15 protein-coding genes are annotated in these 24,955 nt (G+C 36.7%); 10 read left to right on the top strand and 5 right to left on the bottom strand.

Features of this window, described 5'->3' with window-relative positions:
- Nucleotides 1–4 precede the first annotated feature (4 nt).
- Nucleotides 5–1,363, bottom strand: coding sequence for a UDP-N-acetylmuramate--L-alanine ligase (locus BM361_RS11055; protein ID WP_074978861.1), 1,359 nt, complete (start codon nt 1,361–1,363; stop codon nt 5–7).
- Between the two features lie 156 nt (nt 1,364–1,519).
- On the opposite strand from BM361_RS11055, the gene BM361_RS11050 reads away from it, so the two are divergent.
- Nucleotides 1,520–8,095 carry an alpha-2-macroglobulin family protein gene (locus BM361_RS11050; protein ID WP_074978860.1) on the top strand — a complete coding sequence of 2,192 codons (6,576 nt, stop codon included), beginning with the start codon at nt 1,520–1,522 and terminating at the stop codon, nt 8,093–8,095.
- A 37-nt stretch (nt 8,096–8,132) separates the two neighbouring features.
- Here BM361_RS11050 and obgE read toward each other — a convergent pair whose 3' ends face one another.
- Both obgE and BM361_RS11040 read right to left on the bottom strand, forming a co-directional pair.
- Nucleotides 8,133–9,143, bottom strand: a complete 1,011-nt coding sequence (obgE, locus tag BM361_RS11045) for a GTPase ObgE (protein ID WP_038260722.1) — start codon at nt 9,141–9,143, stop codon at nt 8,133–8,135.
- Nucleotides 9,144–9,187: 44 nt separating this feature from the next.
- Nucleotides 9,188–10,321, bottom strand: a complete 1,134-nt coding sequence (locus BM361_RS11040; RefSeq protein WP_074978859.1) for an adenylate kinase — start codon at nt 10,319–10,321, stop codon at nt 9,188–9,190.
- A 134-nt stretch (nt 10,322–10,455) separates the two neighbouring features.
- Here BM361_RS11040 and BM361_RS11035 point away from each other — a divergent pair, with 134 nt between their 5' ends.
- The 3 genes from BM361_RS11035 to BM361_RS11025 all read left to right on the top strand — a co-directional run bounded on the left by BM361_RS11035 (nt 10,456) and on the right by BM361_RS11025 (nt 14,235).
- The gene (locus BM361_RS11035; protein WP_074978858.1) at nt 10,456–11,610 is read left to right on the top strand and encodes a 5-(carboxyamino)imidazole ribonucleotide synthase; all 1,155 of its coding nucleotides are present in this window, start codon (nt 10,456–10,458) and stop codon (nt 11,608–11,610) included.
- Between the two features lie 6 nt (nt 11,611–11,616).
- Nucleotides 11,617–12,102: a 5-(carboxyamino)imidazole ribonucleotide mutase gene (purE, locus tag BM361_RS11030; RefSeq protein WP_074978857.1), complete on the top strand. Its 486-nt coding sequence runs from the start codon at nt 11,617–11,619 to the stop codon at nt 12,100–12,102.
- 96 nt (nt 12,103–12,198) lie between these two features.
- A complete protein-coding gene (locus tag BM361_RS11025) occupies nt 12,199–14,235 on the top strand; it encodes a M3 family metallopeptidase (RefSeq protein ID WP_074978856.1) in 2,037 nt (678 codons plus the stop codon).
- 37 nt (nt 14,236–14,272) lie between these two features.
- On the opposite strand, the gene BM361_RS11020 is transcribed toward BM361_RS11025, so the two are convergent.
- Nucleotides 14,273–14,656 carry a rhodanese-like domain-containing protein gene (locus BM361_RS11020; protein ID WP_074978855.1) on the bottom strand — a complete coding sequence of 128 codons (384 nt, stop codon included), beginning with the start codon at nt 14,654–14,656 and terminating at the stop codon, nt 14,273–14,275.
- Nucleotides 14,657–14,730: 74 nt separating this feature from the next.
- Here BM361_RS11020 and BM361_RS11015 point away from each other — a divergent pair, with 74 nt between their 5' ends.
- Nucleotides 14,731–15,288 (top strand): sigma-70 family RNA polymerase sigma factor, encoded by a 558-nt coding sequence (locus BM361_RS11015; RefSeq protein ID WP_038260705.1) that lies wholly within the window; start codon nt 14,731–14,733, stop codon nt 15,286–15,288.
- Nucleotides 15,289–15,296: 8 nt separating this feature from the next.
- Nucleotides 15,297–15,560: a hypothetical protein gene (locus BM361_RS11010; RefSeq protein WP_083425931.1), complete on the top strand. Its 264-nt coding sequence runs from the start codon at nt 15,297–15,299 to the stop codon at nt 15,558–15,560.
- Here BM361_RS11010 and BM361_RS11005 read toward each other — a convergent pair.
- Entirely contained in the window at nt 15,546–16,358 is an 813-nt protein-coding gene (locus BM361_RS11005; protein WP_074978854.1) for a UbiA prenyltransferase family protein, read from the bottom strand. The genes BM361_RS11010 and BM361_RS11005 overlap by 15 nt on opposite strands.
- 240 nt (nt 16,359–16,598) lie before the next feature.
- Here BM361_RS11005 and gcvP point away from each other — a divergent pair, with 240 nt between their 5' ends.
- The 4 genes from gcvP (at nt 16,599) to BM361_RS10985 (ending at nt 24,848) form a co-directional block, all read left to right on the top strand.
- Nucleotides 16,599–19,442, top strand: a complete 2,844-nt coding sequence (gcvP, locus tag BM361_RS11000) for an aminomethyl-transferring glycine dehydrogenase (RefSeq protein WP_074978852.1) — start codon at nt 16,599–16,601, stop codon at nt 19,440–19,442.
- Nucleotides 19,443–19,621: 179 nt separating this feature from the next.
- Entirely contained in the window at nt 19,622–20,680 is a 1,059-nt protein-coding gene (locus BM361_RS10995; RefSeq protein ID WP_074978850.1) for a 3-oxoacyl-ACP synthase III family protein, read from the top strand.
- Between the two features lie 133 nt (nt 20,681–20,813).
- Nucleotides 20,814–22,880, top strand: coding sequence for a glycoside hydrolase family 20 zincin-like fold domain-containing protein (locus tag BM361_RS10990; RefSeq protein ID WP_074978847.1), 2,067 nt, complete (start codon nt 20,814–20,816; stop codon nt 22,878–22,880).
- 105 nt (nt 22,881–22,985) lie between these two features.
- The gene (locus BM361_RS10985; protein WP_074978845.1) at nt 22,986–24,848 is read left to right on the top strand and encodes a sulfatase family protein; all 1,863 of its coding nucleotides are present in this window, start codon (nt 22,986–22,988) and stop codon (nt 24,846–24,848) included.
- The last annotated feature ends 107 nt before the right edge of the window (nt 24,849–24,955 follow it).

Below are 24,955 nucleotides of genomic sequence, written 5' to 3'. Positions count from 1 at the left end.
ATTATCAGCTTTTTATCAGATCTTTGACCTCGTCGAAATTAAGTCCGCCATAATTCCCACTACTCATTAAAAGCAACGTAGTATTATCTAATTCTAAGGAAAACAAATACGATTTAAAATCATCCGGGTTAGTGAATATTTTTAAATCATCTCTTTGTAGCGCATCTGAAATTTGCGCTTCAGAAATTTCAGTTAATCCCTTTATTTTAACCGCATCCGGAGAATAAAAAACTACAGCTTCATCTGCTGCATCCAAAGCTCCTTTATATTCATTCAGGAAATCCGAATTCAAACTGCTATAAGTATGAAATTCAGCACAGGCAATTAATTTTCTATTTGGATATTGTTCTTTTACAGCCTTGGTGGTTGCGGCCACTTTACTCGGAGAGTGAGCAAAGTCTTTATAAGCTACTGAAGTAGCAGATTCTGCTATTTTTTCCAATCGCTTAGCAGCACCTTTAAAAGTAACTATCGCTTCATAAAAGTCATCTTCATCTACTCCCATATGCTGGCAAATCCACTTTGCACCCATCAAGTTATTGAGGTTATGTTCCCCAAATATTTCTAATGGCATTGGACCTTCAGGCGTTTCCAGATAAGTTTCCTCCCCTTCTACAAAATATTCAGGGGTTCCGTAAGGTATTTTTCGGATTTGATTTTCCGAAGCTTCTACTACCCTTTTCACTTCCTCATCTTCTTCATTGTAGTTAATACTACCTCCACTTACAATACTGTCTACAAATATTTTGAACTGTTCGACATAACCTTCATAGGTAGGAAAAACATTTATATGATCCCATGCGATACCACTTAACAATGCAATATTGGGTTTATATAGATGAAATTTAGGTCTTCTGTCTATAGGTGAAGATAAGTATTCATCTCCCTCGAGAACTATAAATTCATTATCATGCGTAAGGTGCACCATATTATCAAATCCTTCTAATTGTGCCCCCACCATGTAATCTACTTCAATATCGTGGTAATTTAATACATGAAGAATCATAGAGGTTATGGTCGTTTTCCCATGGCTACCTCCTATAACTACCCTTGTTTTCTCTTTTGATTGTTCGTATAAAAATTCCGGATAAGAGTATATTTTAACTCCTAATTCCTGAGCTTTTAACAACTCAGGATTATCTTCCTTTGCATGCATACCTAAAATTACAGCATCTAAATCGGAGGTTATTTTTTCAGGATACCAACCAAAAGTTTCCGGACACAGTCCTTTTGCTTCCAATCGAGACTTCGAAGGTTCAAAAATAACATCGTCACTACCGGTTATGGTATAACCTTTTTCAAGTAAAGCCAAAGCAAGATTATGCATGGCGCTTCCTCCAATTGCTATAAAGTGTATGTGCATATCATTTTTTTGCGAGCGTAAATATACTACATGTAATATGGATGTCCTTTTCCTGAAGGGAAAATATTTTTTGCAGTAATCAATTTAAAGAATTAACTTAACTGAAAAGTAACTATATCGTACAAAGAATAGTCCACCTTCTTTAAAAACACTCGAATGAAAAAAGTTATACTCCTGCTTATTATTATCCTAATACAACAATTCGCATCCGCCCAAAAATATGAAAAACATTGGAACAAAGTAGAAAATTACGAATTACAGGAAAGACCCAAAAGTGCCCTAGGAATTGTTGACAAAATCTATAAAAAGGCTACAAGAAAAGGAGAGACTACAGAAATAATTAAATGCTTCTTTTATCATTCTAAATTTATAAACCATCTAAAAGAAGATTCACAAGATGAGATTATTCGCGATATTTCTCAACTCATCCAAAATTCAAAATTTCCGACTACTGCAATTCTTGAGTCTATGTATGCAGAAATGTTAGATCAATATGCTGCTAAAAATCGATATAAAATCGGGAGACGGACTCAAACCGATTCAACAAACAATTCAGATGATTACAAAACCTGGGATCTCCAAACTTTGACTTCTGAAATTGAAAAACATTATAGAAAATCGTTAGCCGAAGAAGAAAAGTTAAAACAGCTTTCACTGACAGAATTTGAACTCATCCTAACTAAAAGCGATATGTCTCAAAAATATCGTCCAACTTTATTTGATTTTCTTTCACACAGAGCCATTGACTTTTATAGTTCTGAAAAGTATTATCTCAATCGCCCTAAATTAAGTTTTATAATAAATAACCCTGTAGCGTTAGGCGCAACAAAAGAATTTGCAAAAGAAACATTCGATACTTCAGATAGCATATTTTCTAATAGAAATACATTAATCTTATATCAAAAACTGGAAAACTTTCATTTAAAACAATCAGATACACTTGCTTATGTAGATGTACTATTAGAACGCTTAAATTTTGTACAACAAAATAGTGTGATTGAAAACAAAAAACTTCTATATAACAATAGACTTAAAATGTTAGCAGAAGAATTTGGTAATCATGAAGCAGCCGGTATTATCAATTATCAGATAGCAAACAACCTTTATAACACTACTACAAACTATAACAGTTCTAAGAATAATAGTAATCGTATAGATGCATTGAAGATATGTAAAAAGGTTATTCAAGATTTCCCAAAATCAGAAGGTGCATATTACTGTAGTTTTTTAAAATCGAAAATAGAAAATCCTGTTTTCAATTTTAAACTAGAAAAAAACAATCTTCCAAATCAGTCAATTTTATCTCAGGTAGCATTTAAAAACCTAAAACAAATCAATATTTCAATTTTTAAAGTAGGGATTAATGATATTCTGTATGACCAGAGTTTATATTATCGTAGTTACTTAGGGATGGATTCTATAGTTACAAAAGTCATTAAAAATTCTAAGCCTGTAAAAATAACGAGGTATCATCTACCAAATAAAAATGACTATTACGAGTATACTACTGAATTAGATTTACCTCAACTCGATATCGGAAATTATATAGTGGTTGCTAGCACAGAAGATATATTAGACGAATTTAAAGATGTGTTAGGATATGGTTCTATTTCTATTACCAACATGGCTCTTTTAACTAGAAACAACAATGATAATTTATTAGCTAAAGTAATCAACAGGTCAAGCGGAGAACCTATACCAAACATTAAGTTTTTGGTAAAAAAAGACTCAACGATATACAAAATCGGTTTAACAGATTCTAATGGAGAATTCAAGCTTAAAAAGGCTTTAAAAGAAAATTTAAACCTTAAATCCTATATATTTTCATCAAAAGACACACTCGTAGACAACTTCTCATTATATCGTTTATATAATAATCGTAGTGATGACGATATAGATGAGGAATGGACCGTAAAACCATATTTATATCTTGACAGAAGCATCTACAGGCCCGGACAAACAGTTTATTTTAAAGGTATTCTAACTCAAAAAAAGAATGGTATTTCCTCGATTGTACCCAATGTTTATGTAACGGTAACTGCATACGACACCAATTATAACGAAATAAAAGAATTTAGGTTAAAAACAAATGAATATGGTTCAGTGAGTGGAGAATTTAAGCTCCCCTCCCCTATTTTAACAGGCGAATTTACAATAGAGATGGATGAAGACATTAATCCTGATGGCGATGATGATCCTTTCTGGGAAGATGTAGATTATTTTGATTATATCGAACAAAGCTTTTCTGTAGAAGAATATAAACGTCCAAGATTTGAAGTAATTATGCACCCAATCACGGAAAGCTTCAAGTTAGGTGATAGCATTCAACTTAAAGGAAAAGCTGAAGCCTTTTTGGGAAGCAGTATAAATAATGCTCAGGTAAACTATACTGTAAAAAGAGAGACCGAATACAATTGGCTTCACAGGAACTATAATTATCAAAACCAGGTGATTAAAAATGGTTCGACAACTACAAACAATAGTGGAAATTTTAATGTAGATTTTATAGCTACTCCAGACAGTACATTTACTATATCTGAAAAACCCATTTTTAAATACGTTATTAATGTTGATGTTATAGATATTAATGGTGAAACACGAAATACTCAAACTCAAATGAGGTTGGGATATCATAACATAACTTTAGATTTATCTTTTAATGAAAATATGAAGGTTACATCTAAAGAGTCTATTAAAGTAGAAAGTAAGAATCTAAATGGTGAAGTTATACCTTCCAAAGGGACCTTAAAAATATTTAAGTTACAGCATCCGGAAAGATTCTTAAAAACCAGGACTTGGGAACTTCCTGACATTCAAACTTTAACCAAAGAAGAATTCATTTCAAAATTCCCATATATATCTTATGATAGTACTGAGTTAAAAGAAAACTGGAAGAAAGGCAAAATGGTTTTTGAAGCTCCTTTAAACACTGAAGGAACTTCAGAAATAAACTTAAATAATTTACCTGACTGGAATTTCGGATATTACGTAGTTACCTCTACAGCAGTAAATAAGCAGGGTGATTCGATTACGCTTGAAAAAAGGTTTACTCTAAAAGATAAAGAAGGAAAACTACCATTTGCCAGCGACCTAATTAATTATGAGATCGTAAACCATGATTATGCAAAAGACGGATATGTGCAACTTTTATTCAGAGCTGCTTTAGACTCTACATATCTTAACTTAAGTACTTTTCACAAAGAAGAAGCCATCTATGAGAAAACCGTAATTCTAAACAAAGGAAACAACATTATTAACATACCGATTAACCACCACATAAATGATAATATCAACATCAAATACTACGTAGTTAAGGATAATCGTTTCCTTAGTAACGCATTCAATATTTTTTGGCCAACATCTGAAAACCTTTTAAACATAGAAGTACTAACCTTTAGAAATAGATTAACACCAGATAGACCAGAAACATGGAGTTTTAAAATTACCGGAACTGACAAAAACTATGATGCTGAATTATTAGCTTCAATGTACGATGCCTCTTTAGATGAATTTAAAAAACATAATTGGAACACCAATATTAACTTTAATGAGAATAATTATTACTACATTCCGGGTATTAGTCAAGGTAATTATTTCTCTAACGAGTCTTTCAGAACATTTTTAAACAATAGTTACAACCACAGAATAGCTCCTTATAAAACCTACAGAAGTTTAAATTGGTTTGGTTTTGATTTTAATGGATCTGTTTATCTCAATAGAAGGTATCTGAGTAATCTTGCCAAAGAAAAAACTTTAAGAAATTCAGAAAAAAATTCAGTTGGTGCAAAGGTAAAAGGAGGCGCTATTAAAGGAGTAGTCACCGATTCTAATGGTGACCCACTACCTGGTGTTAACGTATTAATTAAAGGCACCTCTAAAGGAACAACAACAGATTTTGATGGTTATTTTACTATTGAAACAGAAAAAAACGATGTACTGGTATTTTCTTTTGTTGGTATGGTTTCTACAGAAGCAATTGTAACAGGCAACAACGTAAATGTTTCAATGACGGAAGATGCACAAAATTTGGAGGAAGTAGTTATTACCGCTTTGGGTATTCAAAGAGAGATGAATTTAACGGGCTCTGTTATGTCTTATCAAGTTGTACAAGATAAATTACAAGGTCAAGTAGCAGGTGTCGAAGTTCAACAGCTAAATGGTTCTGAAAACACTTTCAGAATCAGAGGTAATTCATCTATACAAAATGGTAATAAACTATTATATGTTATTGACGGAGTTCTTCAGAATGAAATTGACCTAACCATGAATCCAAGTGATATTGTCGATATAACAGTTATTAAAGGCAGAGACGCTACCGCTCTATATGGATCAAAAGGTGTAAACGGAGTTATTGTTATTACTACCAAAAAAGGACTTGAAGCATCACTAGCCGTTGAGCCTAGAGACAATTTAAAAGAAACTGCTTTTTTCTTACCTCATTTAACAACAGATAAAAATGGGGTGGTAAGTTTTAATTTTAATTCGCCACAAGCCCTTACCAAATGGAAATTAATGCTTCTGGCACATAATAAAGAACTAGCTGTTGGAACATTAGAAAAAACAGCTATTACACAAAAAGATTTAATGGTAATCCCAAACCCTCCAAGATTCTTAAGAGAAGGTGACACCATTACCCTTTCCGCTAAAATCACCAATCTTACCAACCAAACACTCAGTGGTATCTCTGTTCTTCAATTATTTGATGCAGTTAACTCAAAACCCGTAGATGTAGCTTTTGAAAACACATCTCCAAACAAAACATTTAACACCACATCTAAAGGAAGTACCAATGTATCTTGGAAATTAGCAATTCCTGAAGGTATTCAGGCTCTTCAGTATAAAATCATTGCTAAATCGGGCAACTTCTCCGACGGAGAAGAAAACATTTTACCGGTACTTACTAATAGAGCCCTAGTTACAGAATCTAAACCAATATGGGTAAAACCAAAATCTAAACAGACAGTGGTAATGGAGGGTTTAAAAGAGAATCAATCTTCTACGCTTCAAAATCATTTATACTCTTTGGAATACACCTCTAACCCGGCTTGGTACGCCATTAAATCTTTACCGTATTTAATCCAATACCCATATGATTGTGCCGAGCAAACTTTTTCCAAATTTTACGCCAACAGTATTGCATCTCATATTTTAAATAGTAATCCAAAAATTAATGGAGTATTTGACAGTTGGAAAAAAAGTAAAACGGTGAATTCACCTTTGGAAACAAACGAAGAATTAAAATCAATCTTAATAGCTGAAACACCCTGGCTTAAAGATGTTCAATCTGAATCGGAGCAAAAAAAGAGACTTGGAGAACTTTTTGACATAGCTAAATTAGCAGAACAAGAACTTTTCACTTTAAACAGATTAGACGATCTTCAGCTTAAATCCGGTGCATTCCCATGGTTTTCCGGTGGAAAAGCCAACAATTATATCACCAGGCACATTGTTGCAGGTTTTGGTCATTTAAAGCAACTCCACGTAGAACCTGAATATCAATACAGAATAAATGCATTGGTTGAGAAAGCAATAAAATACCTGGATAAAGATCTAGTGAATAACTTTAAGAAGTTAAAAAAATATAATAAAGAAGAAAGTAAAATTCATTTATATAGCGGTATAGCTCACTACCTGTATCTAAGAAGCTTTTATTTAACCGAACATCCTTTCAACTACGAGACAAAAAAGATTGTTGACTTCTATATTGAAAAAAGTAAAAAAGACTGGAAATCGCAAAACCTTTACACCAAAGGAATGATTGCATTATACATGCATAGAATGAAATTTAATCAAGTAGCCGACAACATTATGACTTCTTTACAAGAAAGTGCTGTTCAATCAGACGAAAATGGAATGTATTGGAAGGAAAACAAAGCAAGTTGGTATTGGTATCAATCTCCTATAGAAACACAGGCCTTACTCATTGAAGCTTTTTCAGAAATAAAATCAGATAGTAAAATTGTTGACGAACTTAAACTTTGGTTACTTAAAAACAAAAGAACCAACAGCTGGGATTCTACCAAAGCAACAACTGAAGCTACTTACGCATTATTGATGCAAGGTTCAGACTGGTTATCCGTCTCAGATAATACAATTATAACTGTCGGGTCTGAAAAGATTAAAACCAAAAAAATGGACATGGTTAAGAAAGAAGCCGGTTCAGGATATTTTAAACTGAATTGGAAAGTCGATGAAATAACTTCTGATATGGCTGAAGTTACTATAGCAAACAAAAGTGACATGACTGGCTATGGTGGTGTGTATTGGGAATATTTTGAAGATTTGGATAAAATTAAAACTACAGAAGGAACTCCTTTATCTATAAAAAAAGAACTCTACTTAAACACCAATACAGACTCTGGAAAACAATTAGTTCATATTAACAATTCTACAAATTTAAATGTTGGCGATTTAATTACTGTTAGAATTGAAATCACTTCTGAATTTGACATGGAATATATCCATTTAAAAGACATGAGAGCTGCTAGTCTAGAACCAATCGATGTATTATCGGAATATAAATGGCAAGACGGCTTAGGATATTTCCAAAGTACAAAAGACACAGCCACTCATTTCTTTTTTGATAATTTACCTAAAGGAACCTATATTTTTGAATACAATCTTCGAGTAAATAATTCCGGTGACTTTTCTAATGGTATTAGTACACTCCAAAGTATGTATGCTCCAGAGTTTAGTGGTCATACGAAAGGAATAAGATTAAAAATCCAATAAAAAAAATGTCTCAGTAAGCTGAGACATTTTTCCTGATTTATACTTCAACAGGATTTAATAAATCCCATAATCTGTCTTTGAGTTCTTGTATTCCTGTTTGAGCGACTGATGAAATAAACATATAAGGAACATCTTTCAACTGACCATCTAATTCAGCTTTCAGTTCTGTCTTTAATTCATCGTCAAGCATATCGCTTTTAGATATAGCTACCAAGCGTTCTTTATCGAGCAATTCCGGGTTATACCTTTTCAATTCGTTTAAAAGAATATCGTATTCTTTAGCCACATCATCAGCATCTGCCGGAACTAAGAATAATAGAATCGAATTCCTTTCAATATGTCTTAAAAAATAGTGTCCCAGACCTTTTCCTTCTGCAGCTCCTTCTATAATACCTGGAATATCAGCCATTACAAACGACCTGTAATCACGATACTCCACAATCCCCAAATTGGGTTTTAAAGTTGTAAACGGATAATCCGCAATTTTAGGCTTTGCTGCGGTTAAAACAGATAATAACGTAGACTTCCCAGCATTTGGAAAACCTACAAGTCCGACATCCGCCAATAACTTTAATTCCAGAATAAACTCACCTTCCAGGCCTTCAATACCCGGTTGAGCATAACGAGGAGTTTGATTGGTAGAACTTTTAAAATGCCAGTTTCCTAATCCGCCCTTTCCTCCTTGAAGTAAAACCTGCTCTTGGTTATCTTCCGTAATTTCAAAAAGTACTTCTTTGGTTTGAGAATTCCGAACAACGGTACCTAAAGGCACCTCCATTACCACATCTTCACCATCGGCACCTGTGCTTCTGCTTTTTCCTCCATCTCCACCATGGCCGGCTCTAAAATGCTTCTTATATTTAAAATGGATCAAGGTCCAAAGGTTAGGATTTGCACGCATGATCACATGCCCTCCTCTACCTCCATCACCACCATCTGGCCCACCAAATGCCACGTATTTTTCACGTCTCAAATGGGCAGAACCTCTACCTCCTTTGCCTGAAGAGGCAAAAACTTTTACATAATCGGTAAAATTACCTTCAGTCATCCCTTATCTATTCTGAGGAAATTATAAATCTCTAAGCAGATCGCTTATTTATCTTTCATGGTGTTAACAGCAACCAATGAATCAATCACTTTGCTTAATCGCTCGGTGATATCTTCTATAGTTCCAACTCCATTTATACTATGAAACTTATTTTGCTTCTTATAGTATTCTGTAAGCGGCGCTGTTTTCTCATTGTATTCAGTAAAGCGATTTCTGATCTTTTCCTCATCCTGATCATCACTTCTTCCACTTACTTTACCTCGCTCAAGTAACCTTTGAATTAAAACTTCATCATCAGCCTCTAAAGCAATGGTAGCATCTACCTGCATCCCTTCGTATTGCATCAACTCATCTAATGCCTTGGCCTGAGCGGTAGTTCTTGGAAAACCGTCAAAAATAAAACCAGCAGCATCAAGGTTTTTTTCCACCTCAGCTTTAAGCATGTTAATGGTAACCTCATCAGGAACTAACTCTCCATTATCGATATAAGTTTTAGCCAATTTCCCTAATTCAGTTTCATTTTTGATATTAAATCTAAACACATCTCCAGTTGAAATATGTTTTAAACTATACTTCTCTTTTAAAAAATTGGCTTGTGTTCCTTTACCTGCTCCAGGTTTTCCAAACAGCACTAAGTTGATCATTTTCTTCCTTTTTAATTGATATACTTCTGGTAAATTCCTTCCCAGTTCATCGTAATCCAATCCGTATCCTACAATGAATCTATTAGGAATTTCTTTTCCAATATAATCTATTTTTAATTTTTTCGTAAACGCTACGGGTTTAAAAAACAAGGTAACAATTTTTAAATCCTTTACCTTTTCTTTCTTCAGCAAATCATAGATAACCTCCAGGGTATTACCTGAATCAATAATATCTTCAAGCACGACTACTGATCGTCCTTTCAGTGACTGGTTAACACCTACCAGTTCTTTTACGGTTCCTGTTGATTCAGTTCCACAATACGAGGCTAACTTGATAAAACTTACTTCACAATCTCCATCATACTTTTTAACGAAGTCAGAAGTAAACATAAAAGACCCATTAAGCACCGATAAGAATACCGGAACTTCGCCTTCCATATCTCTCTTAAGATTCCTTGCCAGCTCACTTACAACCTCATCTAATTCAGTAGCTGTAACATAAGGAACAAAGTATTTGTCGTGAAGTTTTATCAAACCTGCTTAAAATTATAAAGTTGCAAAGATAACATATTGATTTTTGAATTGCGATTTTTAAACCGGGGTTTTAATAATTAACCGTATTTTTGTGCCATTATAAACATTAAACACAACAAAGTAGAGTTAGCTTTATGAATTATTTTTCTTCCGATTTTAAGCTTGGTATCCTTGGCGGTGGTCAACTAGGTAAGATGTTACTTTATGAAACTCGTAAATATGATATTTACACCCTGATCCTTGACCCCAGCAATGAAGCGCCCAGTAAAATTGCATGCAATGAATTTTACCAGGGTGATCTTATGGATTTTGATACCGTTTATGAATTCGGCAAAAAAGCAGATGTTCTTACCATAGAAATAGAAAATGTAAATGTAGATGCTCTAGAAAAATTAGAGGATGAAGGGAAAAAAGTATTCCCATCTCCTAAAACCCTTCGAACCATCCAGAACAAAGCTACTCAAAAACTGTTTTATAAAGACAAAGAAATACCTACAGCCGATTTTACAAGATTTGCCTACACTTCAGAAATACAAGCTGCTGTGCGAAACAAAACCCTCGATTTTCCATTTGTATGGAAAAGCGCTCGTTTTGGATACGACGGACAGGGAGTTAAGGTGGTAAAAAGCTATTCAGATCTCGATGCGCTTCCAAATGTAGAATGCATTGCAGAGGAAATGGTGCCATTTAAAAATGAACTGGCTGTTATAGTTGCAAGAAATCCTGACGGCCAAATCGCCGTCTACCCGGTAGTGGAAATGGAATTTCATCCTGAAGCCAATCAGGTGGAGTATGTTATATGCCCTGCCCGTATCGAGGAGTCAGTAGCAGAGGAAGCTCAAAGAATAGCACTTAAAGTTTCTGAATCCTTCAATCACGTTGGCTTATTAGCCGTTGAAATGTTCCAAACTGAAAATGACACCATTTTAGTGAATGAAGTAGCGCCTCGTCCACATAATAGCGGACACTACAGCATTGAAGCAAGTTATACAAATCAGTTCGAGCAGCATTTAAGAGCCATTCTAAATCTGCCGATGGGTAGCACCCAAAGTAAAGTAGCAGGTATCATGGTAAACCTGGTAGGTGCAGAAGGATATCAAGGACCCGTGGTTTACGAAAATATTGAAGAAATATTGAAACTGGATGGTGTTACTCCTCATATCTATGGTAAGAAAGAAACGCGGCCATTTAGAAAAATGGGACATGTTACCATCGTAAATGAGGATATGACTGAAGCCAGAAAAGTAGCCCAAAAAGTAAAAGAAACGATTCAAGTAATTAGTAAATAAAAAAATATGTCTAAAGTAGCAGTTATCATGGGGAGCACCAGCGATCTTCCTATAATGCAAGAAGCAATAGATATTTTAAAAGGATTTGACATTGAAGTAGAAGTGGATATTGTATCTGCTCACAGAACTCCTGAAAAGATGTTTGAGTTTGGTAAAACAGCTCACGAAAAAGGAATTTCAGTAATTATAGCAGGTGCAGGTGGTGCAGCTCATTTACCTGGAATGGTAGCTTCATTATCTCCACTCCCTGTAATTGGTGTCCCTGTAAAAAGCAGAAATTCAATAGATGGGTGGGATTCTGTGCTTTCTATTCTTCAAATGCCGGGTGGTGTACCTGTAGCTACGGTTGCCCTTGATGGGGCCAAAAATGCCGGTATCCTTGCTGCGCAAATCATAGGAAGTTCAGATAAATGTGTGCTCGACAAAATACTGGTTTATAAACAAGGATTAAAAGAGAAGGTCATTAAAGGAGCAGAAGAAGTTAAAAGCTAAACATATTAAAAAATCAACGAGCATTCTTGTTGATTTTTTTGTTTGCACCTAATTTCTTTAATTACATTTTTAATAATATCAAAGAAAGAATATTATATGAGTACTATACTAAATAAGCCTTTTGACACTCCATATCAAACGGCTCCTTTTACAAAAATTAAAACCGAAGATTATCTTCCTTCAATCAAAGAGGAAATTGAAAAAACCAAAGCAGAAATAGATGCTATCACTGCAAATCCGGAAACACCCTCTTTTAAAAATACTATTGAAGCCCTGGAATTTTCTGGTGAGCAATTGGATAGGGTTACTGCTATTTTCTTTAACCTGAACAGTGCTGAAACCAATGATGAGATTCAAAAAATTGCGCAGGAGGTCTCTCCTATCCTTTCAGAGTTCAGCAATGACATTCGGTTAAACAAGGTCTTGTTCGATCGTGTAAAACATGTGTATGACCATCAAGATTCGCTTTCTCTAAATGCGGAGCAGAAAATGCTTCTGGACAAGAAGTATAAAAGCTTTTCTCGTAATGGAGCGAACTTACCAGAAGAGAAGAAGAAAGAACTTCGGGAAATCGACATGGAACTTGCTAAACTAAGTTTAACCTTCGGAGAGAATGTACTTGCGGAAACCAATAAATACGAGCTTCATATCACTGACGAAAACGATTTAAGCGGTCTTCCCGAAGGAGCCATTGAAGCGGCGAAACATGAAGCACAGATAAGGGATAAAGAAGGTTGGGTTATCACACTAAACTACCCTAGTTATATTCCGTTTATGACCTATGCTGATAACAGGGAACTCCGCAAAACCTTAAGTCTGGCATTCGGAAGTAAAAGTTTTCACGGCGATGACTTAGACAATCAGGAGATTATTAAGAGCATTGCCAACCTGCGATTTAAACGAGCTCAGCTATTAGGCTATAAAACGCATGCACATTTCGTTCTGGAAGAACGCATGGCAGAAACTCCTGAAAAGGTAACCTCATTTTTAGAGGATCTGCTTGTAAAAGCTAAACCAGCTGCTAAAAAGGAATTCAAAGAATTACAGGAATTTGCAAAAGAGATCGATGGGATCGATGAAATACAAAAATGGGATGGGGCTTACTATACTGAAAAATTAAAGCAAAAACTATTTGACCTTGACGATGAAAAACTAAAGCCATATTTTAAACTGGACAATGTTATCAATGGTGTCTTTGCTGTAGCCAACAACTTATACGATCTTCATTTTGAGGAAACCAACGATATTGACAAATACCACGAAGAAGTTAAAACCTTTAAAGTACATGACTCAAACGGGAATCTGATCTCTATCTTTTATGCAGATTTTCATCCAAGACCGGGAAAACGAAACGGGGCCTGGATGACTGTTTACAAAAATCAGTACATCAAGGACGAAAACAACTCTCGTCCGCACATCTCCATTGTGTGTAATTTCACAAAGCCGACAAAAACAAAACCATCCCTGTTAACATTCAATGAGGTTACCACCTTATTCCATGAATTCGGGCATGCTTTACACGGAATGCTGGCCAACACCACCTACCCTAGCCTTAGCGGAACTAGTGTTTATTGGGACTTTGTTGAGCTTCCGAGTCAAGTTTTAGAAAACTGGTGTTACGAGAAGGAAGCCTTAGACATTTTTGCAAAACATTATGAAACCGGCGAAGTAATTCCTATGGAATATGTGGAGAAGATAAAAGCATCGGCTAACTTCATGGAAGGCCTGCAGACCCTCAGACAATTGAGTTTCGGAATGCTTGACATGAGTTGGCACGGAATTGATCCATCCTCAATAAAAGATGTAAAAGCCCATGAGAACGAAGCCTTCGAATCTACTAAAATATACCCGGATACCCCGGAAACTTGTATGAGTACGGCGTTCGCTCATATTTTTCAGGGAGGATATTCTGCCGGATATTACAGTTATAAATGGGCAGAAGTACTTGATGCTGATGCTTTCGAACTATTTCAGGAAAAGGGCATTTTTGACAAAAAGGTAGCTCAACTATTCAAAGACAATATTCTTTCAAGAGGAGGAACAGAAAACCCAATGGAATTATACAAACGTTTCCGAGGGAAAGAACCTAGTCCGGATGCTTTGCTAAGAAGGGCAGGTTTACTTGAAAAATAAAGCCATAAAAAACTCCCGATTACGGGAGTTTTTTTATTTAATTTTCTATCTTTTTTCCTGCTTCAGACCACGCATTAAATCCTCCATCCAGATTAATTACTTTTTTAAAGCCTAAGGAATCTAAAATTTTACTGGCCCTTAAGCTTCTTCCTCCGGATCTACAGTAGAGGTATATTCTTTTCCTTTTGTTGTATGCCTGAATCTTTTCTACAAAAGCCTCATCGAGCACATTTACATTTTCAGCATTTGGTAAATGCCCCTCTCGATATTCGTCAGGAGTCCTTACGTCAATCAAAGGAAATTTGTCTGCTTTTTTCAGTTTATACTCTTCAATTGACTTGGTTTTAACTTGTGCATTGGCTTGATTTGAAAATAATATAAAACCGCACCCTAGCACAATTACGTATAATAAATACCTCATTATTGTTTTTAAGCAAAGTTACAAAACAATAATTTCTAGTTTTTATATAAATTTGAACAACTTAAAATTATCTAATGCCAAAAAACACGTTAAATCCTTCGGAATGGGTAGATCTGTATGCCGATTACCTCTTTAACTATACTATAGGAAGAGTTAACGATACTGAAATAGCCCAGGATTTGGTTCAGGAAACCTTCCTGGCAGCCCTGAAGTCGGCTGATAATTTTAGAGGAAATGCCTCAGAACGCACCTGGTTAGTTTCTATCCTCAAACGAAAAATCATCGACCATTATCGAAGAAGTAATTCAGCTAAAGGGCAGGCTGAAGTTAAAATAAACTTCCCCATTGGTTCTGATGAAAGTGAGGGAGACTGGCTTGAGGAGCGGGTTGCGGATAAAAGACGCATGAATATTGAAGATAGTATTCAAAACGAAGAACTTGGCTTGGCTATCCAGAAGTGCATTGATAAGCTCCCTAAAAAGCAAGCGGATGTTTTCACCATGAAAACTATTTTAGGAATGGATACCGAAGAAATTTGTAATGAGTTGAATATCACACCGTCTAATCTTTGGGTAATCATCCACAGAGCGAGAACGGCTTTGGCTTCTTGCCTAAAAAGCAACTGGTTTTAATTTATATAATGATGAAGAAAAAGTCTAAACTATTTATCAATTGTGATGAAGCAGTAATAATTTGCGATAAATCACAATACAATGAGGCCACTTGGCTTGATAAACTAAAATTAAATTTGCACCTACTTCTTTGCGGGATGTGTAAAAAGTACTCCTCTAACAATACCAAGTTAACTTCATTATGTTCAAAAGCGAAACTCAATGCGCTATCTAATGAGCAAAAAGAAGTAATGAAAAAAGTTATTGAGACAGAATCTTTAAAAAAACAATAGCAATAACCACCAAACTATTGGAATACCCTCAACCCAGAATGCACTATAATATTTTCCTTGATTCTCTTTTGCCAGGCCTACAAAAACAATTACCAATATGGTTACAAAGGCCAACACCAAATGCTCTCCAATATTAATTTCATCTTTCAAAAAATCAAACAAATAGAGCAATAGCATCAACAATATCCCGAACATTTTAGCCTTTCTAACTCCTAATAATTGCGGAATCGTTTTAAGGTTTTGAGCATCTCTACTCAAATCTCTTATCTCAAAGGGCACCATAACAGCCACCACAAACAAAAAGCGTTGAACTGTTTCCACCACTAAATCAGCTGTCATCTCGAGACGCTTATCCAGCACGGGTAATACAACGGTAATTAATGCCCAGACTGAAGCAACTATAAATACTTTAATACCTGTCAAACTTCTTATATTCTTCCCTATTTTACTGATTGGAATCATATACAAGGCTGAAATAAAAGTAAGGATTCCCAGCAACACCCAGGTCCGCAATGGCAATTTCATCATAAAATAGACTGCCCCTCCTGCACAAGCGAAGCTAAAGAACTGTATGATTTTAGTATACTTCCTTTTTACAATCAGGTACTTCTCTGCTCCTTCTGCATATTTCAGAAAATTATAGGATACGATTACTCCTAAAAGTATTGCAATACTCAGGTTTTCTTCGAAAGGGATATTATAGTTTATACAAGTTACCTGTATTAAGGCATATACTGCCAATGCTACATGAATACTAGCATCTATATAAAAATTAAAAATCGTTTTAATCCATTGCATCCCACAAAAGTAACGAAACTGTTAATATCCTTAAGCAGTGGTTTATAACTTTATGTTACAAGATTCCTAAAAAGGTTTTTTTTACCATTTTAATATGTACTTTTGCCGCACTAAAACAACACAATTAAAAAGGAAATGAAACCTATAGGATTTTAGTCATCTATAGTTAAACATTTTTAACTCTTGATTTGTACAATTCCGAAGGTTCCATGTGACTAAAACATATTAAACAACGAGCACATGAAAACAGATTCTTTTGCATTACGTCATATTGGCCCAAGAGCAACAGACATCGAACACATGCTAAAAACCATTGGTGTTGATAGCATTGAGCAGTTAATATATGAAACCGTACCGGATGGCATACGGTTAAAGAAAGACTTAGAGCTACCCGTTGGATTAAGTGAAAGCGAGTACTCTTACCACATGCTTCAACTGGCATCTAAAAACAAATTATTCAAATCATATATAGGACTTGGTTATCACGAGGCTTTCACCCCTTCAGTAATTAAGAGAAATATATTTGAGAACCCGGGATGGTATACGGCCTATACTCCTTATCAAGCAGAGATTGCTCAAGGACGTTTAGAGGCTTTATTAAATTTCCAGACCATGATCTGTGATCTTACCGGTATGCCACTTGCCAATGCTTCATTATTGGATGAAGCTACTGCTGCTGCAGAAGCAATGACCATGCTATTTGCCCTAAGAAGCAGAACACAGAAAAAAGAAAACACCCATAAGTTTTTCGTTTCTGAAGAAGTATTACCTCAAACACTTGCTGTTTTAACGACCAAGGCAAAACCATTGGGAATTGAGCTAGTTGTAGGAAACCACAGTGAATTCGATTTCTCAGGTGAATTCTTCGGATCTCTACTACAGTACCCAGCAAAGCACGGAGAAGTTTTAAGTTATGAAGACTTTGTAAAAAAGGCTCATGCTTCAGACATAAAAGTTGCTGTTGCAGCTGATATCTTAAGTTTGGTATTATTAACTCCTCCGGGAGAATTTGATGCGGATGTCGTGGTTGGAACCACCCAACGTTTTGGTATTCCATTAGGATATGGAGGACCACACGCCGGATATTTTGCAACAAGAGAAGAATATAAGCGTAACATTCCTGGTAGAATCATCGGTGTTTCTAAAGACAAAGATGGTAACCGTGCACTTCGAATGGCACTTCAAACCAGAGAACAACACATAAAAAGAGATAAAGCGACTTCTAATATCTGTACAGCGCAAGTGTTATTAGCGGTTATGGCAGGTATGTATGCAGTATATCACGGTCCGGAAGGATTAAAATATATTGCTAACAAAGTACATGGTTCTGCAGTTACTTTGGCTGGTTCATTAGAGAAATTAGGATTTGAACAACTTAACAAGTCTTACTTTGACACACTTTTAATTAAAGCTGATGCTGCTAAAGTTAAAGCTACTGCTGAAAGTCATGAAGTAAACTTCCTTTATATAGACGACAATCACGTAGCACTTTCTATAAATGAGGCTACTAATATTGACGATTTAAATGTTATTGTAAAGATCTTTGCTGAAGTAGCTGGTAAAGAAGCTGAGGCAATCACTGAGCTAAGTGATGTTTCTACTATTAACGGCACTAAAAGAAGTTCTTCTTTCTTACAGGAAAAAGTATTCAACTCGTATCATTCAGAAACTGAAATGATGCGTTATATCAGAAAATTAGAACGTAGAGATTTATCTCTGAACCACTCTATGATTTCATTGGGTTCGTGTACTATGAAGCTGAATGCAGCTACTGAGATGCTTCCTTTAAGCATGGCGCAATGGGCTAATATTCACCCATTCGTTCCAGTAGAGCAGGCTGAAGGGTATCAAACTGTACTGAAAGAATTAGAACACCAGCTTAACGTAATTACCGGTTTTGCCGGTACTTCATTACAGCCAAATTCTGGTGCGCAGGGAGAATATGCCGGTTTAATGGCTATTCACTCGTATCACGAATCGCGTGGTGAAGGACACAGAAACATCTGTTTAATTCCAGCTTCTGCCCACGGTACCAATCCGGCGTCGGCGGTATTAGCCGGAATGAAGGTTGTGGTTACCAAAACTGATGACCGTGGAAATATTGACGTTGATGACTTACGTGAAAAAGCTGAAAAACACAAAGACAATCTATCTGCTTTAATGGTTACATACCCATCTACACACGGGGTATTTGAATCATCTATCAAGGAGATCACACAGATCATTCACGATAACGGCGGACAAGTATATATGGATGGAGCGAATATGAATGCCCAAGTTGGATTAACCAATCCTGCTACTATTGGCGCTGATGTTTGTCACCTAAACCTACACAAGACATTTGCCATTCCTCATGGTGGTGGTGGTCCTGGTGTTGGTCCGATATGTGTAGCGGAGCATTTAGTAGAGTTTTTACCATCTAACCCTGTTATTCCTACAGGTGGAAGCAATGCCATTGAAGCTATTTCTGCAGCTCCATGGGGTAGTTCACTTGTATGCTTAATATCTTATGGTTATATCAAGATGCTAGGAGCTGATGGATTAAAGCAATCGACTATTAATGCAATCCTTAATGCTAACTACATCAAAAGTCGTTTAGAGACCAAATTCGATATCCTCTACACAGGAGAACGTGGTCGTGCGGCTCACGAAATGATCGTTGACTGTCGTCCTTATAAAAAGAACGGAATTGAAGTAGTAGATATCGCAAAGCGTTTAATCGATTACGGATTCCATGCTCCAACGGTTTCATTCCCGGTTGCAGGAACCCTTATGGTTGAACCAACAGAAAGTGAAAGCCGTCAGGAGCTAGATCGTTTTTGTGATGCCTTACTTTCAATCCGAGAAGAGATAGATACATTAGCAGATGATGAGGATAACGTATTAAAGAATGCACCTCACACCCTTCAAATGTTAACAGACGACGAATGGAAGCATCCATATAGCAGACAAAAAGCTGCTTATCCGTTAGAATACATTGCTGAAAATAAATTTTGGCCTTCGGTAAGAAGAGTGGATGATGCGTTTGGAGACCGTAATTTAATGTGTACTTGTGCTCCTATCGAAACTTACATAGAGGCATAACAATACTTTCAAAACACCAATAAACAAGAGCCCTTCAAAGAAAATTGAAGGGCTCTTTTGTTTTTCGAAAAGGAATCCTCATCTTGAGGAAATTAATTTGAACGTCGTATAATTTATTATGCCCGCATAATAAAACAAGTGCGAATTACCGAAATTTACATAAAATTAAACATAGCAAAATGGGAATTAAGATAAGTGGTACAGGGAGTTACATCCCTTCAGAAGTTTCATGCAACAGTAATTTTGCAGAACACGAATTTCTGGATAAGAATGGTGCTAAGTTTGAGTTTTCAAATGATATCATAATTGATAAGTTCAAAGATATTACGGGAATAGCGGAACGACGTTATGCCAAGAATCATTTAAATACTTCCGATCTGGCATATTTTGCTGCTGAAAGAGCTATTGAAAGTGCAAAGGTAGATCCGGAAACTTTAGATTATATTATTATAGCCCACAATTTTGGTGATGTCAGACACGGCACAGTACAAGGAGACACCTTACCGAGCCTGGCTGTTAGGGTAAAACATTCCTTAGGGATTAAGAATCCTAAATGTGTGGCTTACGACCTTATTTTTGGTTGTCCGGGTTGGATAGAGGGAGTGATCCAGGCGCAGGCTTTTATCAAAGCAGGAATTGCCAAGAAGTGCCTGGTTGTTGGTGCAGAAACACTTTCAAGAGTTGTAGACAAGCACGATCGCGATTCTATGATCTATTCTGATGGTGCAGGTGCTGCGATTATCGAACATACCGATGAACCAGGAGGAATTCTTGCCCATGAATCTGCTACTTTTGCCGCTGAAGAGGCTTATTTCCTATTCTTTGGGAAGTCTTATAATGCGTCTATTGAAGAAGACACCCGATATATCAAAATGCACGGAAGAAAGATTTACGAATTTGCTGTTACGGAGGTGCCGAAGGCAATGAAAAGCTGTCTGGAGAAAAGCGGTGTTGCCATTGAGGATCTGAAAAAAGTATTCATTCATCAGGCCAATGAAAAGATGGACGAGGCAATCATTAAAAGGTTTTACAGAGCCTATAAAACACCCGTTCCTGAGGGAGTTATGCCTATGAACATACATAAATTAGGGAACAGTTCTGTAGCTACAATCCCTACCCTCTTTGATATGGTCATCAACCAACAGCTGGAAAACCAACAAATCCAAAAAGGAGATATTATTATGTTTGCCAGTGTAGGTGCCGGAATGAACCTGAATGCAATTGTTTATCAATGCTAATTCATTTCGTTTAGTTGTTTATTAGCCTAATAAATTTTCAAAATCTTATTATTCATAAAGTTAAAGTGTTCGTTTTATTTTGAGTATTCGTAAAACAAGTTTACTTTTACGAAAACACATATCGAACCTTATTATGAAAAATAGATTATTTGCCTTTTCCATTATCTCTTTATTGCTCTTTAATTCGTGCACAGAGAAGGAAAACAAATTAGGTGATTTTAAACTACTGCCTACACCTCAGGAGTTTACTGTTAATGGAGCGAGTGAGCTGGCACCTTCTGATGTAACGTCATATTATTTACAGGCTGGCCTGGCCTTACCCAAGACAGAACTATCTGAAGAGTTGAGTGCTTCGGAAAGTCAAGCAGATGCCACACTTGAAATAAGTATTTCCACTGATCTCGACATGAATGCCGGAGGATATGAACTTGAGATCAGCAAAGACAAGATTCGTATTACTGCGAAGGACGAAGCCGGATTATTATATGGATTCGAAAGTTTAGAACAACTCATGATGGATGCCAATGAGCAGCAGGTGAATTTGCCTGTTTGCAGTATTACAGACTATCCGCTGTTAGCCTACCGGGCGATCCATCTCGACATCAAACATCATAGAGAAACCAAGGACTACTACTACAAACTCATCGATAAATTAGCTCATTACAAGATTAATGGGATTATTGTTGAGATGGAAGACAAGTTGAAGTTTGAGCAACAACCTGTAGTTGCTTCTGCGGATGCCTTTACTATTGAAGAGTGGAGCAAATTAAGTGACTATGCAAAGGAGAGACATATAGAGATCAGCCCCTTAATCCAAGGATTAGGTCATGCGTCATTTATATTAAAGCATGATGAATACAAAGCCCTAAGAGACGATCCTGAAAGTGACTGGGCTTTTAATCCGCTTGATGAAAAGACCTATGAAGTACAATTTGATCTTTATGAGGACGCTATTAAAGCGACTCCCCATGGTAAGTATTTACATATTGGAGGTGATGAAGTACACACCAACGGAAGAAACAGCGGTAAATCGGCTTTAGAGCTACAGCTGATCTGGTTGAATAAAGTAACTGACTTTGCTGAAAAGCATAATCGTATTCCAATTTTCTGGGATGATATGCCATTAAAAAATGCAGGAGTTTATGGCCCTACGCATAACACAAATTTTACGGTTGAAAAAACAGATTCATTATGGGCTGCTAATGGTCAGAAACTAGAGGACTTCCTGGAGCAATTCCCTAAAAACTGCATCTATATGAGATGGAGTTATACGAATCCGGAAATATACGGAAATAAGAAAGCCATGAAATGGTTTACTGATAATGGCCTACAGGTTATGGGCGCTACTGCCGGACAAACACGTTGGGTACTTATGCCACAAAACGAAAGCAATATTGATCCTATTAAATCCTTTGCGGTTTCTTCTATCAAGAACAATCTGAATGGGTTATTACTGACGCTTTGGGATGATGATTCTCCTCATTTCGAATTATTTAACCGTGGTATTTTAGCCTTTGCGGAATATACCTGGAGTGGTGATAAGCTGAATAAGGAAGCCATTAAATCGCTTTACAGACAAAGAGCATTTTCTAATAAAATGGCTGATAGTTCATATGCATTCATTGACGATCTTGAAGGACCGGTTGCTTATTGGAAAAATGCTTTATTAAAAGGAAACTCTCGAAACTATATTAGTCGTAACGAAGAAGCGAAGACCAAGGTGGTGATCGACCTGCCTGATGCAGAGGCACCTGGTAAGTGGTCGGAAGCGCACCAGGAACGTTTGGTAAAAGCAAAGGACGCATTTGCTGCCACTGAAAAAATAGCCCAACAAATTGAAAAAGCAAAAGCTACAGCCATTAGAAATCAGTATACACTGGAGATCTATGAACAAGTAAATAAGTTGGTTCAATTCACTACCGGCGCTCTTCTAACTCTAGAGGAGTATGACATGGCAACTGATGCAACAATCAAAGAAGCCTTAGCAAAAGAGGTTAAGGAATTACCAGCAAAGTTTAAAAGCTTAAGAGCAGAACTGGAAACAGTATACGGTAAGACTCGTAAACTCAACAAGCCGGACAATTATATTTTAGACCAGGATCATCATGTTCACCTGGCCAATCAGTCACTTAATTTTGACTGGCAGTTTTATGCTGAAATGTTGTTCCTTGAAAAAGTGAGCGAGGCTTTCGGAAAATAATTTAATTACGCATAGTTAGATGGTTAAACTGTGGTAGGGTCTACTTAATCCTATCACAGTTTTTATTTATATTGGGCTCTAACTGACCAATACCAACTGGCTATCATGCATAAACACTTTGCTGTTCTCGCTTTAATTTTCACTGTTTTAAACCTTACATCATGTAAAACAAAGGAGGAATCTTCCGTACCCCCACCTAACATTGTCTGGATTACTTCAGAGGACAATTCTAAACACTACATGAAACTTTTTGATCCCCATGGGGTTGCCACTCCGAATATTGAAAAACTGGCGGAGCAAGGTCTTAAGTTTAACCATGCCTTTTCTAATGCTCCTGTATGCAGCGTGGCTCGTTCGACGATTATCAGCGGATGTTATGCGCCAAGAACGGGCACTCAGTTTCACCGGAGAATGAAGCTGGTTCCTATGCCTGAACAGCTGCAGATGTTTACTGTCTACCTGAGAGCTCATGGCTACTATACCACCAATAACAACAAGGAAGACTACAACTATATTAAAGGTGACAGTGTATGGGACGAATCATCAAAAAAGGCTAGCTGGAAGCACAGAAAGCCCGGACAACCTTTCTTTCATGTTCAGAACATTGCTAATACCCATGAAGGCAGTTTACATTTCAAAAAGGAGCAATTGGAAAAACGACCTACGATCACTAACAAGGACAGTGTATTCGTATTGCCAAACCATCCTGACTCTGAACTTTTCAGATATACGAATGCTCGCTACCGCGACCAGATCGTCAAACTGGATTCATTAGTAGGTTCTGTTGTTAACGACCTGGCTCAAGATGGCTTATTAGAAAACACTTTTATTTTTTATTACGGTGATCACGGAGGCGTGCTACCGGGTAGTAAAGGTTATTTATATGAAACCGGGTTGCATGTTCCTATGGTTGTTTATGTTCCGGAGAAATACCAACATCTGGCGCCTGCCAACCATGGTAGCAGCATTGACGGCTTTGTAAACTTTATTGACCTGGCTCCTACGGTACTTAACTTAGCAGGTATTTCTATTCCGGAACAAATAGACGGTAAGCCTTTTATGGGAGATGGGGTAAACCTGACAGAGCTAAACACCCGAGATGAGAGTTTCGGATATGCGGATCGTTTTGACGAAAAGTACGACCTGGTGCGAAGCTATCGCAAAGGGAGGTTCAAATATATCAGAAGCTATCAACCTTTTAATTACGACGGCTTATTCAATGAATATCGTTACCGTCAACTGGCTTATCAGGAATGGAAGCAACGCTATGAGGAAGGCACTCTAAATCTGGCACAAGCTGCATTTTTCGAATCGCGACCGGCCGAATTATTATTCGACCTGGAGAGCGACCCCTATGAAACCAAGAACCTGGCTAACGACTCTGCTTATCAGGACACCCTTTTAACGCTGAGAAAAGGCTTAAAGAAATGGGTCACCAGAACGCCTGACCTTTCTTTCTTTCCTGAATTCTATTTAAGGCAAAAAGCATTTGATAATCCGGTGGCTTTCGGGAAGAAACATCAAAGTGACATTGAAACTTATATTGCCATCGCGGACTATTCGTTAAATCCTTTTGAAGAAGTCAAATCGCAACTTCAAACGGCTTTGAAAGCTAAGGACCCATGGAAAAGATACTGGGCATTAATCAGTTGCAGTGCTTTTGGAGCGGAGGCTCTTTCACTGGCCGGAACTATAGAGAACATTCTAAGCACCGACCCTGAACTTATCAATAAAGTAAGAGCTGCCGAATTTTTGGGCCTTACGAAATCCGAAGATCCAGCACCAGTAATGACGAAAGCTCTTTATGAAAGCACCGATCCGGTGGAAGCCTTGTTAATCATGAATTCCATTACCCTGATGCATGATGCTCCTTATACATATGACTTTAACATCGATAGTGATAAATTACAACCTGCGGTGGCTAAAGACATGGAAATAGGCAGAAGAATTAAATATTTAAAAGATTAATGAGCCAGGTGACAAAATCAATTATTGAGGCATTCATAATAAGGTCTGCCCTGATAATTTGTTCCCTAACGTTATATCTATTAACTTGTAACTGAGATTCATAATCA

The organism is Zhouia amylolytica (assembly GCF_900116365.1).
GTDB lineage: Bacteria > Bacteroidota > Bacteroidia > Flavobacteriales > Flavobacteriaceae > Zhouia > Zhouia amylolytica.
The sequence above is the reverse complement of the archived record's forward strand: the minus strand, read 5'-3'. Positions and strand labels throughout refer to the sequence as shown.